The 19,769-nt window shown below is 35.4% G+C and carries 14 protein-coding genes; 10 read left to right on the top strand and 4 right to left on the bottom strand.

Annotated features, from left to right (window positions below):
* Positions 1-11: 11 nt before the first annotated feature.
* From UABHE_RS30920 to UABHE_RS30905, 4 genes are all read right to left on the bottom strand, one after another.
* Positions 12-773 (bottom strand): hypothetical protein, encoded by a 762-nt coding sequence (locus UABHE_RS30920; RefSeq protein ID WP_372367275.1) that lies wholly within the window; start codon positions 771-773, stop codon positions 12-14.
* Positions 774-786: 13 nt separating this feature from the next.
* Entirely contained in the window at positions 787-1,176 is a 390-nt protein-coding gene (locus tag UABHE_RS30915) for a CrcB family protein (protein ID WP_372367274.1), read from the bottom strand.
* The gene (locus UABHE_RS30910; RefSeq protein WP_372367273.1) at positions 1,173-3,794 is read right to left on the bottom strand and encodes a M16 family metallopeptidase; all 2,622 of its coding nucleotides are present in this window, start codon (positions 3,792-3,794) and stop codon (positions 1,173-1,175) included. Before UABHE_RS30910 ends, UABHE_RS30915 begins: the two co-directional genes overlap by 4 nt.
* 95 nt (positions 3,795-3,889) lie before the next feature.
* Positions 3,890-4,597 (bottom strand): pseudouridine synthase, encoded by a 708-nt coding sequence (locus UABHE_RS30905; RefSeq protein WP_372367272.1) that lies wholly within the window; start codon positions 4,595-4,597, stop codon positions 3,890-3,892.
* Positions 4,598-4,964: 367 nt separating this feature from the next.
* Between UABHE_RS30905 and UABHE_RS30900 the strand changes: the two genes are divergently transcribed.
* The 10 genes from UABHE_RS30900 to UABHE_RS30855 all read left to right on the top strand — a co-directional run bounded on the left by UABHE_RS30900 (position 4,965) and on the right by UABHE_RS30855 (position 19,701).
* The gene (locus UABHE_RS30900) at positions 4,965-5,687 is read left to right on the top strand and encodes a hypothetical protein (RefSeq protein ID WP_372367271.1); all 723 of its coding nucleotides are present in this window, start codon (positions 4,965-4,967) and stop codon (positions 5,685-5,687) included.
* An 87-nt stretch (positions 5,688-5,774) separates the two neighbouring features.
* A complete protein-coding gene (tgt, locus tag UABHE_RS30895) occupies positions 5,775-6,890 on the top strand; it encodes a tRNA guanosine(34) transglycosylase Tgt (protein WP_372367270.1) in 1,116 nt (371 codons plus the stop codon).
* A gap of 301 nt (positions 6,891-7,191) precedes the next feature.
* A complete protein-coding gene (locus UABHE_RS30890) occupies positions 7,192-8,502 on the top strand; it encodes a hypothetical protein (protein WP_372367268.1) in 1,311 nt (436 codons plus the stop codon).
* Positions 8,503-8,670: 168 nt separating this feature from the next.
* Positions 8,671-10,764, top strand: coding sequence for a polyribonucleotide nucleotidyltransferase (pnp, locus tag UABHE_RS30885; RefSeq protein WP_372367267.1), 2,094 nt, complete (start codon positions 8,671-8,673; stop codon positions 10,762-10,764).
* Positions 10,736-11,371, top strand: a complete 636-nt coding sequence (locus UABHE_RS30880; RefSeq protein WP_372367266.1) for a type II secretion system protein — start codon at positions 10,736-10,738, stop codon at positions 11,369-11,371. Before pnp ends, UABHE_RS30880 begins: the two co-directional genes overlap by 29 nt.
* A gap of 15 nt (positions 11,372-11,386) precedes the next feature.
* A complete protein-coding gene (gene def, locus UABHE_RS30875) occupies positions 11,387-11,899 on the top strand; it encodes a peptide deformylase (protein WP_372367265.1) in 513 nt (170 codons plus the stop codon).
* Positions 11,886-12,866 (top strand): bifunctional riboflavin kinase/FAD synthetase, encoded by a 981-nt coding sequence (locus tag UABHE_RS30870; protein ID WP_372367264.1) that lies wholly within the window; start codon positions 11,886-11,888, stop codon positions 12,864-12,866. The genes def and UABHE_RS30870 overlap by 14 nt, the downstream gene beginning before the upstream one ends.
* Positions 12,867-12,893: 27 nt before the next feature.
* Positions 12,894-15,140, top strand: coding sequence for a protein kinase (locus UABHE_RS30865; protein ID WP_372367263.1), 2,247 nt, complete (start codon positions 12,894-12,896; stop codon positions 15,138-15,140).
* 189 nt (positions 15,141-15,329) lie between these two features.
* Complete coding sequence (locus tag UABHE_RS30860; protein WP_372367262.1) at positions 15,330-18,782, top strand: protein kinase; 3,453 nt, start codon at positions 15,330-15,332, stop codon at positions 18,780-18,782.
* A gap of 133 nt (positions 18,783-18,915) precedes the next feature.
* Positions 18,916-19,701, top strand: coding sequence for a TatD family hydrolase (locus UABHE_RS30855; protein WP_372367261.1), 786 nt, complete (start codon positions 18,916-18,918; stop codon positions 19,699-19,701).
* Positions 19,702-19,769: the final 68 nt, after the last annotated feature.

Raw genomic sequence — 19,769 nt, 5'->3', positions numbered from 1 at the left:
TTTTTTTGCAATTACTTAGGGAAATTACCCAACGAGTCAAAGGCAATTGTGTGAAAAGCATCTTCACTAAAACCCCACTCACTAATAAAATAATCGTGTTGATAAATTACCTTGCGACGAAAAACATCGACAACCACCATATTAAGAAAAGTTTCATCAGGGCTTTTATCAAAAGAATATTCTCCTGAGCCAATAAAAGCAATAGGTAGTAGGAAAGGAAAAACAAGAGTGATAACACTTAAAGGCATAGCTAGTGTATTATAAATAAAATTTCCCCGCCATCTTATACAAAACTCTTTATCTGTTTCTACTTTTGCATTGCCATATAAAAAAATAACAGCATCGTATTTTTTCCACTCTTCAGGAAAAGGATTAGTTAGCTTTTTACAAAAATGTTTTGGCATCGTTTCATAATTGTGTTCTAAATCATTCGCAATGACTCTTTCACCTTCTAAACGTAAATTTTTTTTTATTTTCGCAGAGTAGCTTTTGTATAAAGACGTTTGTAGAATATCCTTTTCACTATATGTCTTGTATCCTTTTTCTTTCAGAGAATCTTTATAACCATCTATTGATTGCTGCACTACACGCGATTCTACTTTTTTGTTGCGAAAAAACTTTGGTATATCGATGTATTTTACTTTAGTGACTATTTCTGGAGTAAGAACTAGAACTTTTTTTATTGATGAATTATCGATTTTTTCTACTATGCGTGTATGAGTAGTAGCACATCCTACAAGAATAAAAAAGCAGCTAAACAAAAGTACCTTCACTTGTGTTCTCCTTCTACTGATTTGTAGCTGTTAGTGCGTAAGCAATCCAAAAACATACAAACCCGATAACAAGATGTAAATGCAATATGCATAGCATCCACAGTAATTGTTTTTTTAAAAAAAGTTGAAAAATATCAGAAATAAAAGTGGAGAATGTAGTTAATGCTCCGAGAAGACCTGTTTGCAACATTAAACGTACTTCAGGGGAATAAACAGTGTTGCCAATATCTCCGCGTGTGTTTAATCCTGCTAATGCGCCTAAAAAGAAACAACCAATAACATTAACAGTGAGAGTTCCGTATAACGAGGCTCCACATACTCTTGTTATGTACAATCCAAGAGTATAACGCAAAATTGCTCCAATAAATCCACCACAACCAACAATAAAAATAGATTTCATCATTTTTTTACTGCCCCAGCAACAACAGTAATTGCTTTATCGGGAAATAAATATTCATTGGCTACCCGCACTAAATCGTCCTGCGTTACTTTCTCTACTTTTTCTTTAAAGCGACGTACATAGTCGAAGCCTAACTGCAAGCGATATGCAGAAATTAAATAGTCAGTTAAGTAACTATTTGTTTCAAAAGAAAAAATAAAACTCCCTGTTAAGTATGCTTTGGCATTATTTATTTCTTCTTTAGTAATCTTTCCCTTTTGCATATCTTTTATTTCTTTTTTAATTACATCAATTGCTTTTTGATAGTTGCGCGGATCTGTTGCAAAAAAAGCAGAGAAAGCACCAGGTTGAATGGCTGCTGAGGATGTAATAGACGCCCATATATTGTACACCAATCCCAAATCATCGCGTACTTTTTTCGATAAACGATCTGTAAACCCCGATCCCATTCCAAGAATGTGATCAAGAACTAATAGAGTGTAATAGTCGGGATTACTACGTTTTATTCCTAAGTGGCCCCAGTAAACATTGACTTGCTTTTTGTCTAGTGGAATTAGTTTGGTTGATGCTTTTCTTTTATGCTTTAGTACAGGTAGAGAATTAAAAGTAATATCATGCGCCGCCCATTTTCCCAGATGAGAATCTATTTCGCCAAAAACACTGTCTTTGTCCATGTTGCCGACCAAAGCAATTACTGTATTGTTAGGGACAAAGTATTTTTTGTGCATTTTAGTGATGTCATTACGTGTAATATCGTTTATAGTTTCGAGTGTTCCGTAAGGAGAACGAGCATATGGATGGTTTGCGTATATGAGTTTCATGAAGTGTTTACGGGCCTGATAGGAAGTATTATCTTGGAAAGAAAGAAGGCTGGTAATTACTTTTTGTTTGTGAGTCTGTAGAAGGTCTGCATCTAGATTAGGGTACTGCACTATATCAGCGGTAATATCACATAGTTTTGGAAAATCGCGAACAAAACCTCTTGTTTCTAAAAACGTAGATGAAGTCTTGAATCCCGCTCCTAGGAATTCACAAGTACATGCAAGTTTATACATACTGTATTTTCGCGTCCCTTCGCTAAGTAATCGTCCCATTAAATGAGCAACACCCGCTTTTTTAGGGTCTTCGTATAAATAGCCGCCTTTTACATGAAGAGACATTGAGAAATTAGGCAAATTGTGATTTTCCATAAACAAAATAGTTAAACCATTTTCTAAACGTTTTTCATGAATAGGACGTTTGAGTATGTTGGTGTTTTTGTATGGTTTTTTCGATTGGTATATAGGGCCTATTGTTTTGGGTATACGCATTCCTCTTAAAGACAAAGGTTTTTCTTTTTTTCCTTGAAATTTTTTCTTTTTCTTAGGGCGCGACCAACCAATAGTCGATTGATGAACATTGAGATATTTTTGACAAATCTCATGAATATCCTCGGTGGTAACACTTTCAACTTTTTCAATCAGTTTATCTATCTCTTTGTAAGAAGACATCATTTCAAATTGGGCAATTTTTTCTGCTAACTCGTAGTTTGTTTCGCGTTGCCCTATAAACTCGGCAATAATAATATTTTTAGCCTTAGTTAACTCGTAGGAACTTACAGGTCGCTTTTTTAGTTTATCGATCTCAGAAAACATGATTTTTTCGATTGTTGCTTCACAAGCTCCAGGATGCGCTTCACCTACAATGCGAAATAATCCAGGGTCTTTACGAGAGTCGTTAAGAGAAATTATCATCTGTAGTAATTGTTCTTCTGTTACCAAACGTCTGTATAAGCGCGAAGTTTTTCCCGTTGTTAAAATTGTGTCAATAATATCAAGTGTGTAGTCATCTTTACTTCCAACGCGGCATGTAGGAAAGGCAATCTCAAATCTTGCCAGTTGTACTTCTGAAATAATTTGTGTACGCCTCTGGCACTTTTGAGGGGGTTCGACAATGCGATTTTCTTTTTTTAAAGTAATTGGTGGAATATCTTTGAAGTTTTGTTTAACAGCACGCGAGACTTTTTTCATTGTTGTATCGCCCACAATAATTGCAACAGCATTATTTGGCGCATAGTAGTGCTCATAAAATTCGCGTAATTCTTTAAGCGTTAAGTTTTCAATATCTTCGCGCCATCCGAGAATGGGATTTCGATAAGAGTGGCGATGAAAACTCATTACTTCGACTTCTTGATCTAAAAATTCAATCGGATTATCTTGCGAAGTGGTTAATTCCTCTAAGATAACTTTCTTTTCGCTTAAAAAATCCTTTTCAGATAATAAGCAATTTTTCATACGATCTGCTTCTATTTCAAGTGCGTATTGCCAGCGATCTGCCGCTAACATGAAATAATAACATGTATAATCACATGTGGTATAAGCGTTATTATGTCCACCTAGTTTCTGTGTAATTAAATCAATGCTACCTTTGGGATACTTTTGCGTTCCTTTAAACATCATGTGTTCTAAAAAGTGGGCTATTCCTGTCTTTCCATTCCACGTATTGACACCTCCAACTCTATAAACGAGCATCACGGTAACAATAGGTAAGTAGTGTCTTGGAAGTACTAGAACTTTAAGGCCGTTTTCAAGACTAGTTTCTTGTATATTTAAAATTTCATATGAATTGTTGTATTCAGTCATGTTTTTTTACTTTCTTACGCATGATGAAGGCGAAACAGGAAAAGTAACCAAAGAATAGATTTTGAAGGCAACACCTTGGTAAAGGTGTTGGTGCCCTATTTTGCAAATATCTTTTGTATCTCTTTTTCTTCGAGTGCTCTGTATTTTCCAGGCTCTAGATCACCTAGTTCTAATTTACCTATTTTTACGCGAACAAGTCGTTTTACTTCGTGCCCCATTCGCGCCATAATTCTACGAATTTCGCGGTTTTTGCCTTCGCGTAATTGAATTTCTAGTACAGAATATTTACTGCGCGCTTCGATAATTTTTGCTCGCTCTACTTGCATCTTGCCTTCTTTAAACCACACTCCTTTAGCCATTTTTTCAATAGTTTGGGGCGTGACGAGTCCTTTAACGCGTACAAGGTATATTTTTTTTATTGCGTATTTCGGGTGGAGAATTTTTTGGGTAAATGCGCCGTCGTTTGTTACTAAAATCATTCCTTCTGAATCTTTATCCAAACGTCCTACAGGAAAAATCTTGAAACTTAAACCTTTAAAAAAATCAATCACTGTTTTTTGGTTCTGTTTTTGGTCATTAGTACACAAAACATTGCGTGGTTTGAAAAACATATAGTATACTTTTTTGGGAACTCGTAGTAGTTCACCGTCACATGCAACTTTTTGCACACTCTCATCAACTTTTACGCCTAGTTTGGTTACGGTTTTACCATCTACTGTAACGCGACCTTGTAAAATCAATTGTTCGCAGGCTCTTCTTGAGCCAAGTCCAGCAGTTGCGAGTACTTTTTGGAGACGTTCCATTGTTTTTGTCTCCTTTCTAATAACAGTAGACAAAACTCTTTATTTTTGTTATAGTTAGAGCATGTTTACATTCGAGTTTTTATATAACACGAGGTATATTGGTCGGTAGCAAGGTACTTTGAAAGTACATAGTGCCGCTTTGTCGTTGAAAAATAACGGTGAAAGTACCAATATAGCCGGATTATACAGAAGATGAATATCGACACGCCCTAAGTGAATTGCGAAACTTTCACGATTCACTTAAGACTTGGGTATGTTATCAATTCACGGTGTTTATTACCAAGTATTTTTAGTACCTTTATCTACTTTTTGAATTTATACCATTCCTAAAATTGCATTTATCAGGATATTTATACCAAGGTTATCTATGAATAGAAAAAATGATGTTGTACAAGCTAGTGAAGGTTTGAGTCTTGATCATCAAGGGCAACTACTCGCTCTAATAGAACAATCTAGCAAACAAACGCAACTATTACACAGTCAGATGCACAATCAAAATAAATACAATAGAATCATATTGTTGATTGTATTTGCTGCTATTGCAATAATATTTTTTCTCTCTCTTCAGTTTTTTGGCGAATTGAATAAAAAAAATCCTTCGAAAGCAGATATTTCCATGGAGGAATTCAATGCTACTTTTACTAAGTTAGCGCAAGAATATCGCAAAGAAATAGAAGACAGTTTAAATAAAAAAACAGCAGAAATGAATATAAAGAATCAAAAAGAAAAAGATATTCTGTTTAAAGAAATGGAAAAATACTACAAAGATATTATCCTTGCAATGGAAAAAGCTCGTAAAAATTCAGAACAATTAGCGCGAAATTCAGAACAATTGGCACAAAAATACAAACAACAAATTACTGATTATGAGACGCGAATTTTTATTCAGAAAAAACAAATCAGAGAAATAAGCACGAGAATTGCTGAGTTTGAGAATGAACACTCTCTTTTGTTAAAGAATCACAAAAAACTCCAATTAGACAATAAAAAATTAATGGCACTTAATCAAGATTTAGAAAAAAGAGTACGTCCTTATTTGACTCCGCAAGAACAGATAGAGCTTGAAAGAAAGAAAAAGGAAGACAACTAAGGTTGGACACCTCGAAGACCTGTTTCAATAAAATTTTATAACAGGCCCTAAACACATCTTAAACGTTATTTAAAAAAGTATCGCAAAATGAAATTTCAAATCATACACGAAGATACGACAGGTAGCAAAGCGCGTGTTGCGAAAGTAAGCACTCACCATGGAGATATTGAAACTCCAGTATTCATGCCCGTCGGAACAAGAGCAACTGTAAAAACAATGACACCAAGAGTTTTGCGTGAAGTGGGAACGCAAATTCTTTTAGGAAATACCTATCACTTGGCTGTACGTCCAGGTGAAAAGCTCATAGAAGAGATGGGCGGACTTCATAAATTTATGGCTTGGGATGGTCCTATACTTACTGATAGTGGCGGATTTCAAGCATTTTCTCTCGCAGGTTTACGCAAACTATCAAAAAATGGAGTGACATTTCGTTCTCATATTGACGGAGCTCTTTTTGAGTTTACTCCTGAAAGGGTGATGGAAATTCAAAAATGTCTAGGCTCTGATATTGTTATGCCACTTGATCATTGTATTGGGTGGCCATGTACTAAAGAAGAAGCGAAAAAAGCGGCCCAAACGAGCATTGACTGGTTAAAACGTTCTCAAGATTACGAATTAAGCTCTCATCAAAATTTATTTGGTATTGTTCAGGGGAGTGGTTATAACGATTTGCGCGAATGGTGTGCTGAAGAAATGGTAAAACTTGATTTACCAGGATATGCGATTGGTGGACTTGCAGTAGGTGAAACCAAAGATGTCATGCAAGTCATGATTGAGCACACAAACAAAATACTTCCTGTAAATAAACCACGTTATTTAATGGGAGTCGGGACTCCTGTCGATTTAATTAAAGCTATATCTCGTGGAGTGGATATGTTTGATTGTGTTATGCCAACGCGCAACGCACGCGGCGGAGGATTTTTCACGTGGGATGGCAAACAGCAAATACGTAATTCTCAATACATACGCGATGATTCTCCTTTAGATTCGAAGTGTGGTTGTTATACATGTCAAACTTTTACACGTAGCTACCTTCATCATTTATTTTCGAAAAAAGTAGAAGAAATATTGGGACTATCGTTACTAACTTTGCATAACATTTATTTTTACCACGATTTTACTAAAAATATTCGTCAAGCCATTGTCGAAAATCGTTTTCAAAGTTTTATGTCCCACTTTTTAGAAACCTATAAGGGCTCTTAGGGCGCGTTGGCATTTAAAAGAATAACTAAAATAATACAATCGAGCGAGTTAAAATATAGACTATGATCCCGAATGATTTTGGTAAGTATAGTAACAGAAACATTGTCAATATTAAGTTTTTGTATAACCAAAGGGGTCATGCTCTTGTCGTAAAATGAACAAGAGAAGTTATAGAAGTTACTTTAACAAAAGAGAGAATATATTTTGTTTTCGGGAACGAAGTTAGGATCGAGATCAGGAGCGACTTTGCTATTTCTAAAAATTTCAAATGTCGACACGCTCTAGTTAAGAGGTATTTATTATGACGAAAAAATTAACGGGTTTTATTATATTGTGGGTTGTTTTTTTTAGCATATTATGGGGACTCGACGAAAACGGACTCTTTAGTTATCGGACAATAGAGATATTTTTTGGCGAAGAGTTGTCCCTACCACAAGAGTATTCTACAACTAAAGTAGATATCGCAGAATTAGGACAGCGCAAAAGAAAAGAACGGGAGATTGAGGAAGATTTTCCACAAGTTCAACGTCAAACAGATAAAAAACAACGACAAGTTACTCGAAAAAAAACATCTCAAAAAAAACCACGGCCAACGCAAAAGCAGCAGCCAACGCAAAAACAGCAGCCAACGCAAAAAAAACAATCATCTCCTATATTGGATGAAATTATTCCTTTGTACAAGCGCGGTGATTTTTACACATGTCTACACAAAATTAAACAACGCAAACAAAATTCTTTTGAACTAAAAAATCTAAAGAAAAAATGTATGCGCCTCATTTTACTGATCGAAGACTTGTCACAAAAAGCTAGTTTTCATGGTAAAATAACCGTTATAAAAATGTCGAATGGTAAAGAATATATTGGTAAGATAGTGGCTAACGGAGTAGAGAATATTGACTTTCAAAGTGAATGGGGAACTTTTCCTCTTCCCAAAAGTCGTATTGCTAACAAAACAAGTCTTGATAGTGAGCAATTTAGACAGCAGTTGTCAAAAAAATTTAAACAACAAATAAGATCATTATCTCCCAAAAATCACCGACAAGTTGTTTTATTTATCGAAGATGTTTATAAAAATAACTTGCCGCATTTGATTGTTCAAGCCGTAGAAAGATTAGAAAGAAAAAATATAGATATTATTAAAGATCTAATAGAATACAAGGCTTCAAAAATTTATCGTTCTTATCTGTGGTGTGAAACAATGGGGCAAAAACAGCGCTCACAAAAATTTCGTAATAGAATACTTGATAAATATCCGAATTCTCAAGCAGCAAGAGAAATAAAAGAACAATCTTTGCAAAGAGTAGCACCACCTGTGCGCGTAGTGCAACGCGAAACGGTAAAAAGACTACCGAAAGTAGCTGGTGCAGCTTCCGACAAGACAAAAAAAGCTAACAAATATTATGGAGTAGCTTTCAAGCACTTAAAGAAATCTTTTCCTGGCGAACCAAACGCTGATCGTGAGCTTGCCAAGGCCAAAGAAAATTTTCAAAAAGCTTGTAAATATTACCAAGAAGCTTTATCATTACAACCGAATAATACAAATTTGCAAAAGCAGTTACAACAAAGCATGGAGTATTATCATCACTGTATAAAACAAACAAGATTAGAATAGCGGATGTCCTAAAATATTATTTCTAATCGTAACAGCCACCGTGACCGTGACTGTTGCCGATCTTTATCTTCTCTTATAGAAATATAATTATTTTTTACGATTATGACTACGATTAAGGTCAAGGCCATTTAGATTAGGTATGTCCCTAAACAGAAAGGTACACACAGAGTGAAAAGTACTACAATTGATATTGATGGAAAATCTATAACCTTCGAGTACGGCGAAATTGCTAGACAAGCTGACGGGGCTGTTATTGTAAAACAAGGTGGTACAGTTTTATTAGCAACCGTTGTTGCCGCAGATAAAGCAAAAGAAGGTTTGGGATTTTTTCCATTGACTGTGGAATACAGAGAAAAATCTGCTGCTGCTGGAAAAATTCCAGGAGGCTTTATCAAGAGAGAAACTCGTCCGCAAGATCGTGAAATTTTAGCTAGTCGCTTGATAGATCGCTCTGTAAGACCTCTTTTTCCAAAATCTTTCTTGTGTGAAACTCAAGTAATGGTAACGGTTTTTAGTTATGACGATGATGCACATCCAGAAGCGTTAGCTATTATGGGCGCTGCTGCCGCATTACATATTTCTGATATTCCGTGGGCAGGACCTGTTTGTGGGATTCAGATTGCAAAAAATGATGATAAGTATACAGTCTTACCTACGCGTAGTGAACGTGAAACACCACAGCTAGACTTAATGATTTCATGTGGTAAAGAAGGACTTATCATGGCTGAAGGTATAGCTCACGAGGTCCAAGAATCTGATGTTCTAGAAGCTTTAGAAAAAGCGCAGCAAGCAATGAAGCCTTTCTTTGATATGATGGATGAGTGGGGCGAAGGTGTAGAAAAAAGAGAGTATGTAGAACCTGAAAAAGCGGCACAAGAAATGCAAGATGATATTGTTGCAGCGGTAAAAGAAGAACTACTTCAAGCTGTGCTCACTCCTCAGAAAAAGTTACGTAGCAAAAACATAAAAAAAGTACTTTCTACACATAAAGAAAATTTTGTTGAGAAGTATCCAGAAGAAGAACATCACGTAGGTAAAATCCTTGACGATTTGCACTATAACCTTGTTCGCGATTATATGATCAATGAAAAAAAGAGAATTGATGGGCGCGATTTTGACAATATTCGTCCAATAACGGGCAAAGTCGGTTGGCTACCAAATACTCATGGATCCTCTATATTTACAAGAGGAGAAACCCAAGCACTTGTCTCTTGTACTCTTGGTACTCCAGAAGACCAACAATTTGTGGAAAGTCTTGGTGGTGAGAGACGCGAGCGATTCTTGCTTCATTATAATTTTCCTTCATATAGTGTTGGAGAAGTAAGACCTTTGCGTGGGCCAGGACGTCGCGAAATTGGTCACGGGAACCTTGCTTTACGTGCTTTGACAAATATTCTACCTAGTCATAAAGATTTTGTTTATACAATTCGTTTAGTTTCAGATGTTACAGAATCCAACGGTTCTTCCTCCATGGCTACCGTTTGCGGTGGATGTTTAGCAATGATGGATGCTGGGGTTCCTGTGAGTAAATCTATTGCGGGTATCGCAATGGGACTAATTCAACATAATGGAGAAACGGTTGTTATTTCTGATATTATGGGAGATGAAGATCACTTAGGGGACATGGATTTTAAAGTAACTGGTTCTAAAGAGGGAATTACCGCTTTACAACTAGACAATAAAATAGGAAGTTTACCGTTTTCTATTTTAGAAAAAGCTATGGCTCAAGCAAAAGATGGACGTCATCACATTCTAGATGAAATGTCAAAAGTTCTTTCTGAAACAAGAGGAAGTCTTTCTGATTTAGCGCCACGAATTGTTTCGACAACTATCCGCAAAGACAAAATACGCAGTTTAATAGGCCCAGGTGGAAAAAACGTACAATCTATCCAAGAAGCTTGCAATGTTAATATAAACATTAACTCTGAAAATGGTGAAGTACAAGTCTACGCAAGTAACATGAAAGACTGCAATGATGCTCTGAAAAAGATCGATGAAATGGTTGGAGATCCAGAAGTCGGAAAAATTTATCGTGGTAAGGTCACTTCGGTAAAAGACTTTGGAGCTTTCGTAAAATTTTTCGGAGAACAAGAAGGTTTAGTTCATATCTCTGAATTAGAAAAAGGTCGCGTTCAAAAAGTAACAGATGTTGTTAATGAAGGCGATGCTATTGTTGTCAAAGTTTTAGGTATTGATCGAGGAAAGATAAAACTTTCTCGAAAGGAGGCATTAAATGCGACCGAATCGGACTTCGCAAATTAAAGCTTTCACTTTAATAGAACTACTCGTTGTTATCACTATTTTAGCTATACTTATGGGAATTATTCTACCAGCTTTATCTTCTGTCGTTTTCAAAAGTCAGGAAAAAGTTTGCCAAGTAGATATAAGTCAAATAGAAATTGCTTTAAAGTCGTATGATAGTGATTTTCGCGATTTTCCACCTTCTACAGTAAAAGCTTTGGGACTAAAGGATGAAAATAATATTAATTCTGGCAATGAGTCCCTTACTTTGTGTTTATCAAGTAATTTAAAAACGGATACTTATTATGAGTTTCGTGATGACCAGTTAGAAAACACTGATTTTGATACTTCTCCCGTCCCTTTGAAAACCTTGACGGGGTCGGTTTTTTCTACGCAAGATCTGTTAGAAATAACAGATCCCTGGGGAAACCCTTATATTTACTTTCATTACCGAGATTTAAATGCAAAAACAGCTCAGGTTTACCAGATAAATGGTCAGCAACAAACAGCTAAACCATATGCTGGAAAATCAAAAACAGGAAATTTTGCAGGTTATGGCAAATACCAAATAATTTCAATTGGTAAAGACATGAAAGTTAGTACAGACGACGATATTCGCTCAAATTAAGGAACAATGTAAATTATGGAAGTTGTACTATATCCTGACCCAGTGTTAAAACAAAGAACAGCGCCAATTAAAGACATTAATGATGAGATTGTTCAGTTATCAAAGGAAATGATCAAGACAATGCATCATGCAAATGGAGTAGGTTTAGCTGGGCCGCAAGTAGGTGTTTCAAAACAAATAATGATAGTGAACCCTACTGCGGAAGAGGGAAAAGAAACGGTCTATATTAATCCTAAGGTGTTGAAGCGTAAAGGCAAAGAATTAGGAGAAGAAGGTTGTTTATCTTTTCCAGGTATTTATGGCAATATTGAACGATCTACTTGGATTCAAGTTACTGCAACTCTTATATCCGGAGAGCAAGTAACTTTTGAGGCGGAAGATTTTGAAGCTAGAGTATTACAACACGAAATAGATCACTTGTTAGGGATTTTGTTTATTAATAAAATTCAACCTATAGAACAAGTAGCTATTAAACCTGAATTAAAAGAGCTGGAGCAAAAATACGAATCGAATCATGAAAACGCTTAATTTTTTCGATATCAAACCACAACAAATAAAAAATCCTATTGTCACAATGGGATTTTTTGATGGAGTCCACATTGGGCACCAACAACTGATTCAACAAGTTGTAAATTGTGCAAAAGAACGAGGAGGAGAACCCACTGTAATTACTTTTGCTGAGCATCCGCTAAAAACAATTACAGGTTCATCTCCTTCTTCGATTACTTCCTTACAAAAGCGTTTACAATTGTTTGCTCAGTTAGGCATTATACACACTTTACTTATTCATTTTGATAAAGACATAGCGCAAATTTCCCCTGAATATTTTATTGAAAAATTTCTAGTTACTAATTTACAAATAAAGGGCATTGTTATTGGCGAAAATTTTCGTTTCGGTCACAAAGGAAAAGGCACTCCATTGTTACTGCAATCTACAGGAAAAGAACATAATTTTCTTACCGATATACAGGCTCATAAAAAGAGCACAAACGAAGTTGTTTCAAGTACGAAAATACGCCAAGCTATCAAGATAGGGGATTGCCATAGTGCGCGCAAGATGTTATCGCGGCCGTTTTCACTGTGTGGTATTGTTATTGAAGGTGAAAAACGCGGTAGAGAACTAGGATTTCCAACAGCAAATTTACAATTAGATCACACATTAGTACCTGGTGATGGTGTTTATATTGGAACTTTGCTTGATGATGGCAAATTTTACCCTTGCCTCATCAGTGTAGGAACAAATCCAACATTTGATGGACAAGAAACAAGTACAGAAGTATACATTGAAGGTTTTGATAAACAGATATATGGAAATCATTTAGAAGTATTTGTTCTTGATAAAATACGAGGTCAAATAAAATTTGACAACATACAAGAACTTATTGCAAAAATGAATGAAGACCGGGAAACATTACTACAAAGATTTTCTAAACTTCAAATTCCTATTTCTGAGTGGGAAAAACAGATTTTTAGTGGGAAGTGTTACTGTAAGTGATAATAGTCTAAAAAGAAAGAGACAAACATGCTACCTCCAACTGATTTTAAAGAGCAAAAAAAAGTTAACTTGTTTATTAAGTTATCAGAGGTGACGGGGTTTATTACAAAAAAAGAGTCTCTGTCTACCCAACATCGTTTGCGTACAACAATGGGGCGCGCTAAGGGAGAACTCCAGGATTTAATACGTAAACATCAAATTGATCCAGAGTTAGCTAAAATGCTGTGGTTAATCGTACAAAAAGCTCCTGTTATTCACCAACAAAATGATGGTGAAGACCTGAGTATTCACAAGTTAAATCCCATAATACAACGCCAACTTTTTCTCGCGGAAGAGTTAGTTAAAGGTAATATTGTTTCTTTGCAGGATATAAATAGTGCTCTTTCAGAATGCCAACAAAATCCTACCTTAAATTTGGGACAAATTTTGCTAAAGAAACGAGTGATTTCTTCAGAGCAGTTCGTTGAAATTAATCGAAAAGTGCAACAAAACACAAAAAGCAAAACATTGAACTTAACTTATTTGTCGTTAAAACAACACGATAATAAGATATATTTAAATAATTCTAATGTACCTAAAACTATTGGTAATTATGAAATTATTTGCGAAATAGCACGCGGAGGAATGGGAGTTGTTTATCAAGCAAAAGACCCTCATTTAGACAAAATTGTTGCTTTGAAAACTATTCTTGGGGGAGAAGCTGCTGACTCTATTGATACAGAGAGATTTAGGCGAGAAGCTAAATTAACATCACAGTTAGAGCACCCAAATATTGTAAAGATACATGAGATTGGGCTACAAGAGAATCTTCACTACTACACGATGGATTTTGTTGATGGAGTTTCGTTGTCTGACTACGTTAAGGAACAAAGCCCTTCTTTGCGTAAGTTACTAAAAATTATACTTCAGGTTACAGAGTCCTTGGGAGCAGCTCACACAAAGGGTATCATCCACCGTGATATAAAACCAAGTAATATTCTTGTTGACAAGTCAGGAAAACCCTTTTTAACTGACTTTGGGCTAGCAAGACAAAAAGATGGTAAAGATGGTTTGACAATGAGTGGTGTTGCGATTGGTACACCAGCTTATATGTCTCCAGAACAAGCAGAGGGACGTATTCGCGAAATAGATCAGCGCAGCGATCTTTATTCTCTAGGCGCCGTGTTTTATGAACTTCTTTGTGGACAACCTCCATTTTCTGGGAGTTCTTTAGCCGAAACGTTACAAATGATTTTAACAAAAGAACCTGTTCGTTTAAGACAAGAAGTTCCAAGTATTCCTATTAAGATAGAAACAATTTGTTTAAAGTGCTTGAAGAAAACCCGTAACCAAAGATATCCTAACGCCAAAGCTCTTATCCGTGATATAGAACGTTTTCTTAAAGGTGATGAGATTAAAGCGAAGAGATCTGCTCCTACAGAAATTTTAGGTAAATTTATTCGTCAAAATAAACCTATGTTTTTGGGCGTAATAGTAACATCTGCAGTTTTTTGTATGGTTTTGGCTTGGATGTCTTCAGATTTTAATTCGCAACAAAGCAAATATAACAATACATATACTCAGTTGATGAATGCCACAAAAAAACTAGATGGTTACAAAGATCAAATTGAAACTTTGAAGATTGAAACAAGCGTTCTCAAAGAAAAATTAACGCAGAAAAAGGAACAAAGTAGTAGTGATAAAATTAGCGATGAAGAGCTGTCGTTACTATATAATAACACAGGTGTGGCACAATTAAATATAGCACGTGATATTCAAACAGCACTGGGTTCTTTTGAAAAAGCAATTAAATTGAACCCTAAACATTGGGTTGCGCACTTAAATAAAAGTAAAGCTCTTATTACTACTAAGCCAGATCAATCAATTGAAACTTTAAACCTTGTTATTAACAATAAGAATGAAGTTGCTCCAAAGGATTTGCTAAACGCGTATGATCAACGTGGGTATTGCTATTATTTATTAAAACAACCCCAAAAAGCGATTCGCGATGTTGAAATTTGTATAAAAATGAAACCACAAGCTACATTTTATCACAAAAAAGGACTTATTCTCATTGCTCTAGGAAAAGGGATGTCAGCTTTACAAGCTTACAATACCGCCATACGAATAGAACCAAATATTTTATTTCTATATGCCCGAGGTAAATTATTTTTTGATATGAAAAAATATAGAGAAGCGAAAATGGATTTACAAGCATGTAAAGGTGCAGATCCCAAATATAACGCCGTACAAATAAATGAAATACTAAGTGCTATACAGCGCAAAGGATTTTAATAAACGGTATGTCGTTGGGTTATTACCTGAAAAGTGTTTAAGTAAAAGAGAAAGACCTATCATAAGTTTTACCTACCTAAGTCAAGATGTGATTCGCGATTATCAGTTTGACTGTATACTATAAAAGTAATTACGGCCAAAGAATTCATATCCGCCTTGCTGTTTTAGTTCAAATAACAAAGGAAATATATGGTATTTTCTAGCTATGAACAAGCACTTGTAAAACTACTTATGCAAAAAAATTGGGTACAATCACAGGTCATGAGTAAAACCCTTGAGTACATAAAGCATCAACGTCAACAAGGGCAAAAAATTTCAATTGAAAGTTTTTTACTTAATCATAATTATATTTCACAGCAAAATTTACAAACGGCTGTAAACATGATTAGTAGTGTAATGTCAAGCAGTACACAAATGCCATTTACCACACAACAACCAGTGATGAATGCCAGTAGATTTACTCAAACGCAGGTAATCCAAAATATTCAGCAGCAAAAAACTATCGCTCATTATAATATAGAAAAAGAATTAGGGCGAGGAGGAATGGGCGTTGTATTTAAAGCAACTGATACAAAACTAGGTAGAACAGTTGCTGTCAAGGTGATAATTGGAACAACCTTAACTGAAAAAAAAATACGACGTTTTTTAGAAGAAGCAAAAGCCACAGCACGCCTAAAACATCCGCATATTATTAGCTTATACGAAATCAATAATACGCCTGTGAATTACTTTACAATGGAGTATGTTGATGGCAAACCTCTTTCCGATTATGTTGGAAAAGGTTTGAAACTAAAAGAAGTACTATACATTATGAATAAATGTGCATCAGCCATTGATTTTGCTCATAATGAAGGTATTGTACATCGCGATATTAAGCCTTCCAATATAATGCTTGATAGACTCAAAAATCCCAAAGTTATGGATTTTGGATTAGCAAAAGATGTGAACAATGATCAAAAAATTTCGCGCCAAGGAGATGTTATGGGAACGCCCGCATACATGTCTCCTGAACAAGCAAGTGGAGTTAAAGTTGATGCGCGTAGTGATGTATATTCTCTTGGAGCAACAATGTACCAAATGTTGGTTGGACGCCCTCCGTTTCAAGCTGACAGTTACTGGAAAGTACTTAAAAAACTTCATATTGATGAACCAATGCGCCCACGCAGCTTAAACCCTGATATCCCTCTAGAAGTAGAAGCGATTTGTATGAAATGCTTGGAGAAAAAACCAAGTAAACGCTATCAAACGGCAATATCTTTCGCTAAAGATATTGAAAACTTTTTAAAAGATAAGCCTGTACACGCTTCTCCTATAACTTTTATATCACGTCTGCTAAAATCAATCAAGCGCAACAAACTTATCTTTTCTCTATGTTTTATTTTAGCGTTAGTTATTATTAACTCTTCGGTGTATATAGTTTATCAATATCTTCAATTGCAAAGTATAAATAAAAACCTGAGTGTAAAACAAAAAGAGCTTCTCCAACTCAATAAAAAATTGCAGAAATCACAACAAACAGAGAAAGAAGCAAAGCAACAAGCAGAAATTCGCGAATATTACGCTAACATTCATCTCGCAAATCAGTACGTTAAAGACTTTTCTAGTAAAGAAGCTATGAGAACTTTGGAAAACTGCCCTGAATTTTTGCGTAATTGGGAATGGTCCTGGTTAAAAAGTATGAGTGATACTTCATCGATTGTACCAGATGCTATAGCTAAAATTAAACAGCCTATAACAGTAGCAGCATACTCTGATCTAATTGTAATAGGTAATAAAGCGGGAAATGTTATAGTTTATAATACAAAACGAGATACGAAAAAAATTCTTAAGGTAACTAACAAAGAAATTAAATACTGCTTGTTTAGTAATTCTGGACAATATTTGGCTGTCTTATCTAAGGCAACGGCATTTATTTTTGATACCAAGACTTGGCGTATCAAAAGCAAATTAAAGCACGAGAATACTTGTTTAACGTGTATTTTTTTTGAAGAACGTTATTTGATTGTAGGCTACGAAATAAAAAATATTAGTTTTCGTGATAGAAAAACACTTTCAGAAAAGCAAAAACAAAATTTAGTTGTTTGGGATATCGCAAATGCAAAAGTTGTTAAATTTCGTAGCGCAAATACATATTTTGATAATGATGTTAATTCTATGGCATTTGTAGGCGATAATTTAATTCTTGTAGGAGGGGATTCTCATCGCACTCAGGAAAAATACAATCGCGAACTATTAACTATATGGAATCCAAAAACACAAAAAGAAAAAAAAATATCCAAGGCGCCGCGTTTATACCACAAAGGCAAAATTAACCGTGTTGTTGTTGGAGAATTTGTGGCTACAGTGAGTGAGGATAACTCGATCATTATCATGAACAAAAAATTACAACCTATTCGTCAATTAAAAGCACATAAAAGTGGCGTATCTTATTGTGTTTTTAGTCCTAATAACCAGTATCTTTTATCGGTAAGTTATGACCATACAATAATAGTATGGTCAATGAAAGATTTTTCGCGAATAACTACTCTTATAGGGCATACACAGTCTATTTACTCTTGTGCTTTTAGTGGTGAAAATAAAATTATTTCGTGTGGTGCTGATGGTGTAAAGTTTTGGAATGTTAATTTTCAAGAAAAGCATATAACAACAGGTAATCCTTATGTATTTCCTAAAGAGCAGTACGCGATTACCGATTGTAAAATTCATCCGCGAAAACAAAATATTGCTTTTGCTACAGAATATGGTCTTGCAGTTACTATAACTAATTTTCGTGGACAGTCTCTGATTTACAAAGATAATCCAGGAGAGATGAAGGCATTTTCTGGTAGTATGGGACCTGTACGGTTTTTACAATTTCATCCTCAAAAACAGATAATTGCAAATGGGAGTGATATTGGACTCGTAATGTTGTTTAATACTGAAAATGGTGAAAGAATTCGTAAGTATTCAGGACATAAGATCAACAAACACGTTCGCCACTGCACATTTAACGATAATGGTACACGTCTCGCATCAGCAAGTTACGATAGTACTATACGCATTTGGAATTCTGATATAAAGAATAAGTCATTCAAAAACGAAGGAAATCCCATTTTTGTTCTTGAAGGAGCTACTGACGATTTAAATGTCGCAAGTTTTCATCCTAAAAATGAAACAATTGCAGGATGTGGTTATGGCGCAATTTTTATATGGAATATTGATGAGAATCCCCATAATGGCAAGAGAAATGTTCGACTACAACCAATAAAGAGAATGCCAGTTAAGCAAGAAACTTTTTTTTGTGCTTATAGCAAAGACGGGCGTTATCTCGTTTCATCAAGTTCAGGAGAAGAAAATTTAGTTGTACGTGATAGTAGAACGTTAAAAATCATTCACTCATTTTCGGGTCATAACGATCGCGTCGAAGTATTTGCTTTTATTCCTAATTACCCTGATCGATTGGCTTCTGCAAGTCACGATGGAACAATTCGCATTTGGAATATGAAAAAAATAGGTCAAGAAAAAGAATCTCAGCCTATTCTAACGATTCCAGCCCATAACAAAGGGGTAAAAGCACTATCGTTTAGTAGCGATGGCAATACTATGGTTTCCGGGGGTTTGGACCACTATATAAAAGTTTGGCATTTGAATAAAAACAAATAGAAAAATGGTTTTGACCTTGGACTTTAAATTAAGAATTATGCTCCATGGCACTAACTTTGGGCTAATGATAAAATCTAAGCGACGCAAAAAAGTAGCTACTTAGGGCCAAAATAAAACTGACAAAGGAAAAAATGTGAGACTTATAGATATAGGTGCTAATTTTACAAATCGCAAATTTAGTAATGATTTACCTCAAACAATAAAACGGGCTTGTGAAGCGAATGTTGAGCAAATGGTGATAACAGGAACTAGTTTAAAAGGTAGTAAGCGAGCTGCTGATATAGCCAGTGAGTATCCTCAAAAATTATTTTCTACCGCTGGTGTCCATCCTCATGATGCCAAAGACTGCGATGATAATACCATTACCGTATTAGAGAAATTGGCCCAAAAAGAACAAGTGGTGGCAATAGGTGAATGTGGTTTAGATTATAATCGTGATTTTTCACCGCGCCCTGTACAGCAAAAGTGGTTTATTGCACAAATTGAATTGGCATGTAAGTTACAACTTCCTCTTTTTTTGCATGAACGTGATGCTCATGATGATTTTATCGATATTCTAAGCGATTATAAAAAAAATCTTCCTAAAGCGGTTGTTCACTGTTTTACAGGGACAGAGAAAGAATTAGATCGCTATTTACAGATGGATTATTATATAGGAATCACTGGATGGATTAGCGATGAAAGAAGGGGAAAACATCTGTGGAAAATTGTAAAGAAAATACCAGAAAATCGTTTAATGGTGGAAACTGATTCGCCGTTTTTGTTACCTCGTAATATAAAGTCACGTCCCAAAAGCGGGAGAAACGAACCTGCATTTTTACCATTTGTGGTAAAGAGTTTAGCAAGATCACTACAAAAATCAGAAGAAGAGGTCGCAGCAATTACAACCAGCACAGCAAAAGAATTTTTTTCTATCTAAGTGATTTTAAGGTAGATTTTAGTGGTCTACTGCCCAGGTTTTACTTAGGGCGTATTAACACGCCCTGC

This window comes from Candidatus Uabimicrobium helgolandensis (assembly GCF_041508025.1).
GTDB lineage: Bacteria > Planctomycetota > Uabimicrobiia > Uabimicrobiales > Uabimicrobiaceae > Uabimicrobium > Uabimicrobium helgolandensis.
The sequence above is the reverse complement of the archived record's forward strand: the minus strand, read 5'-3'. Positions and strand labels throughout refer to the sequence as shown.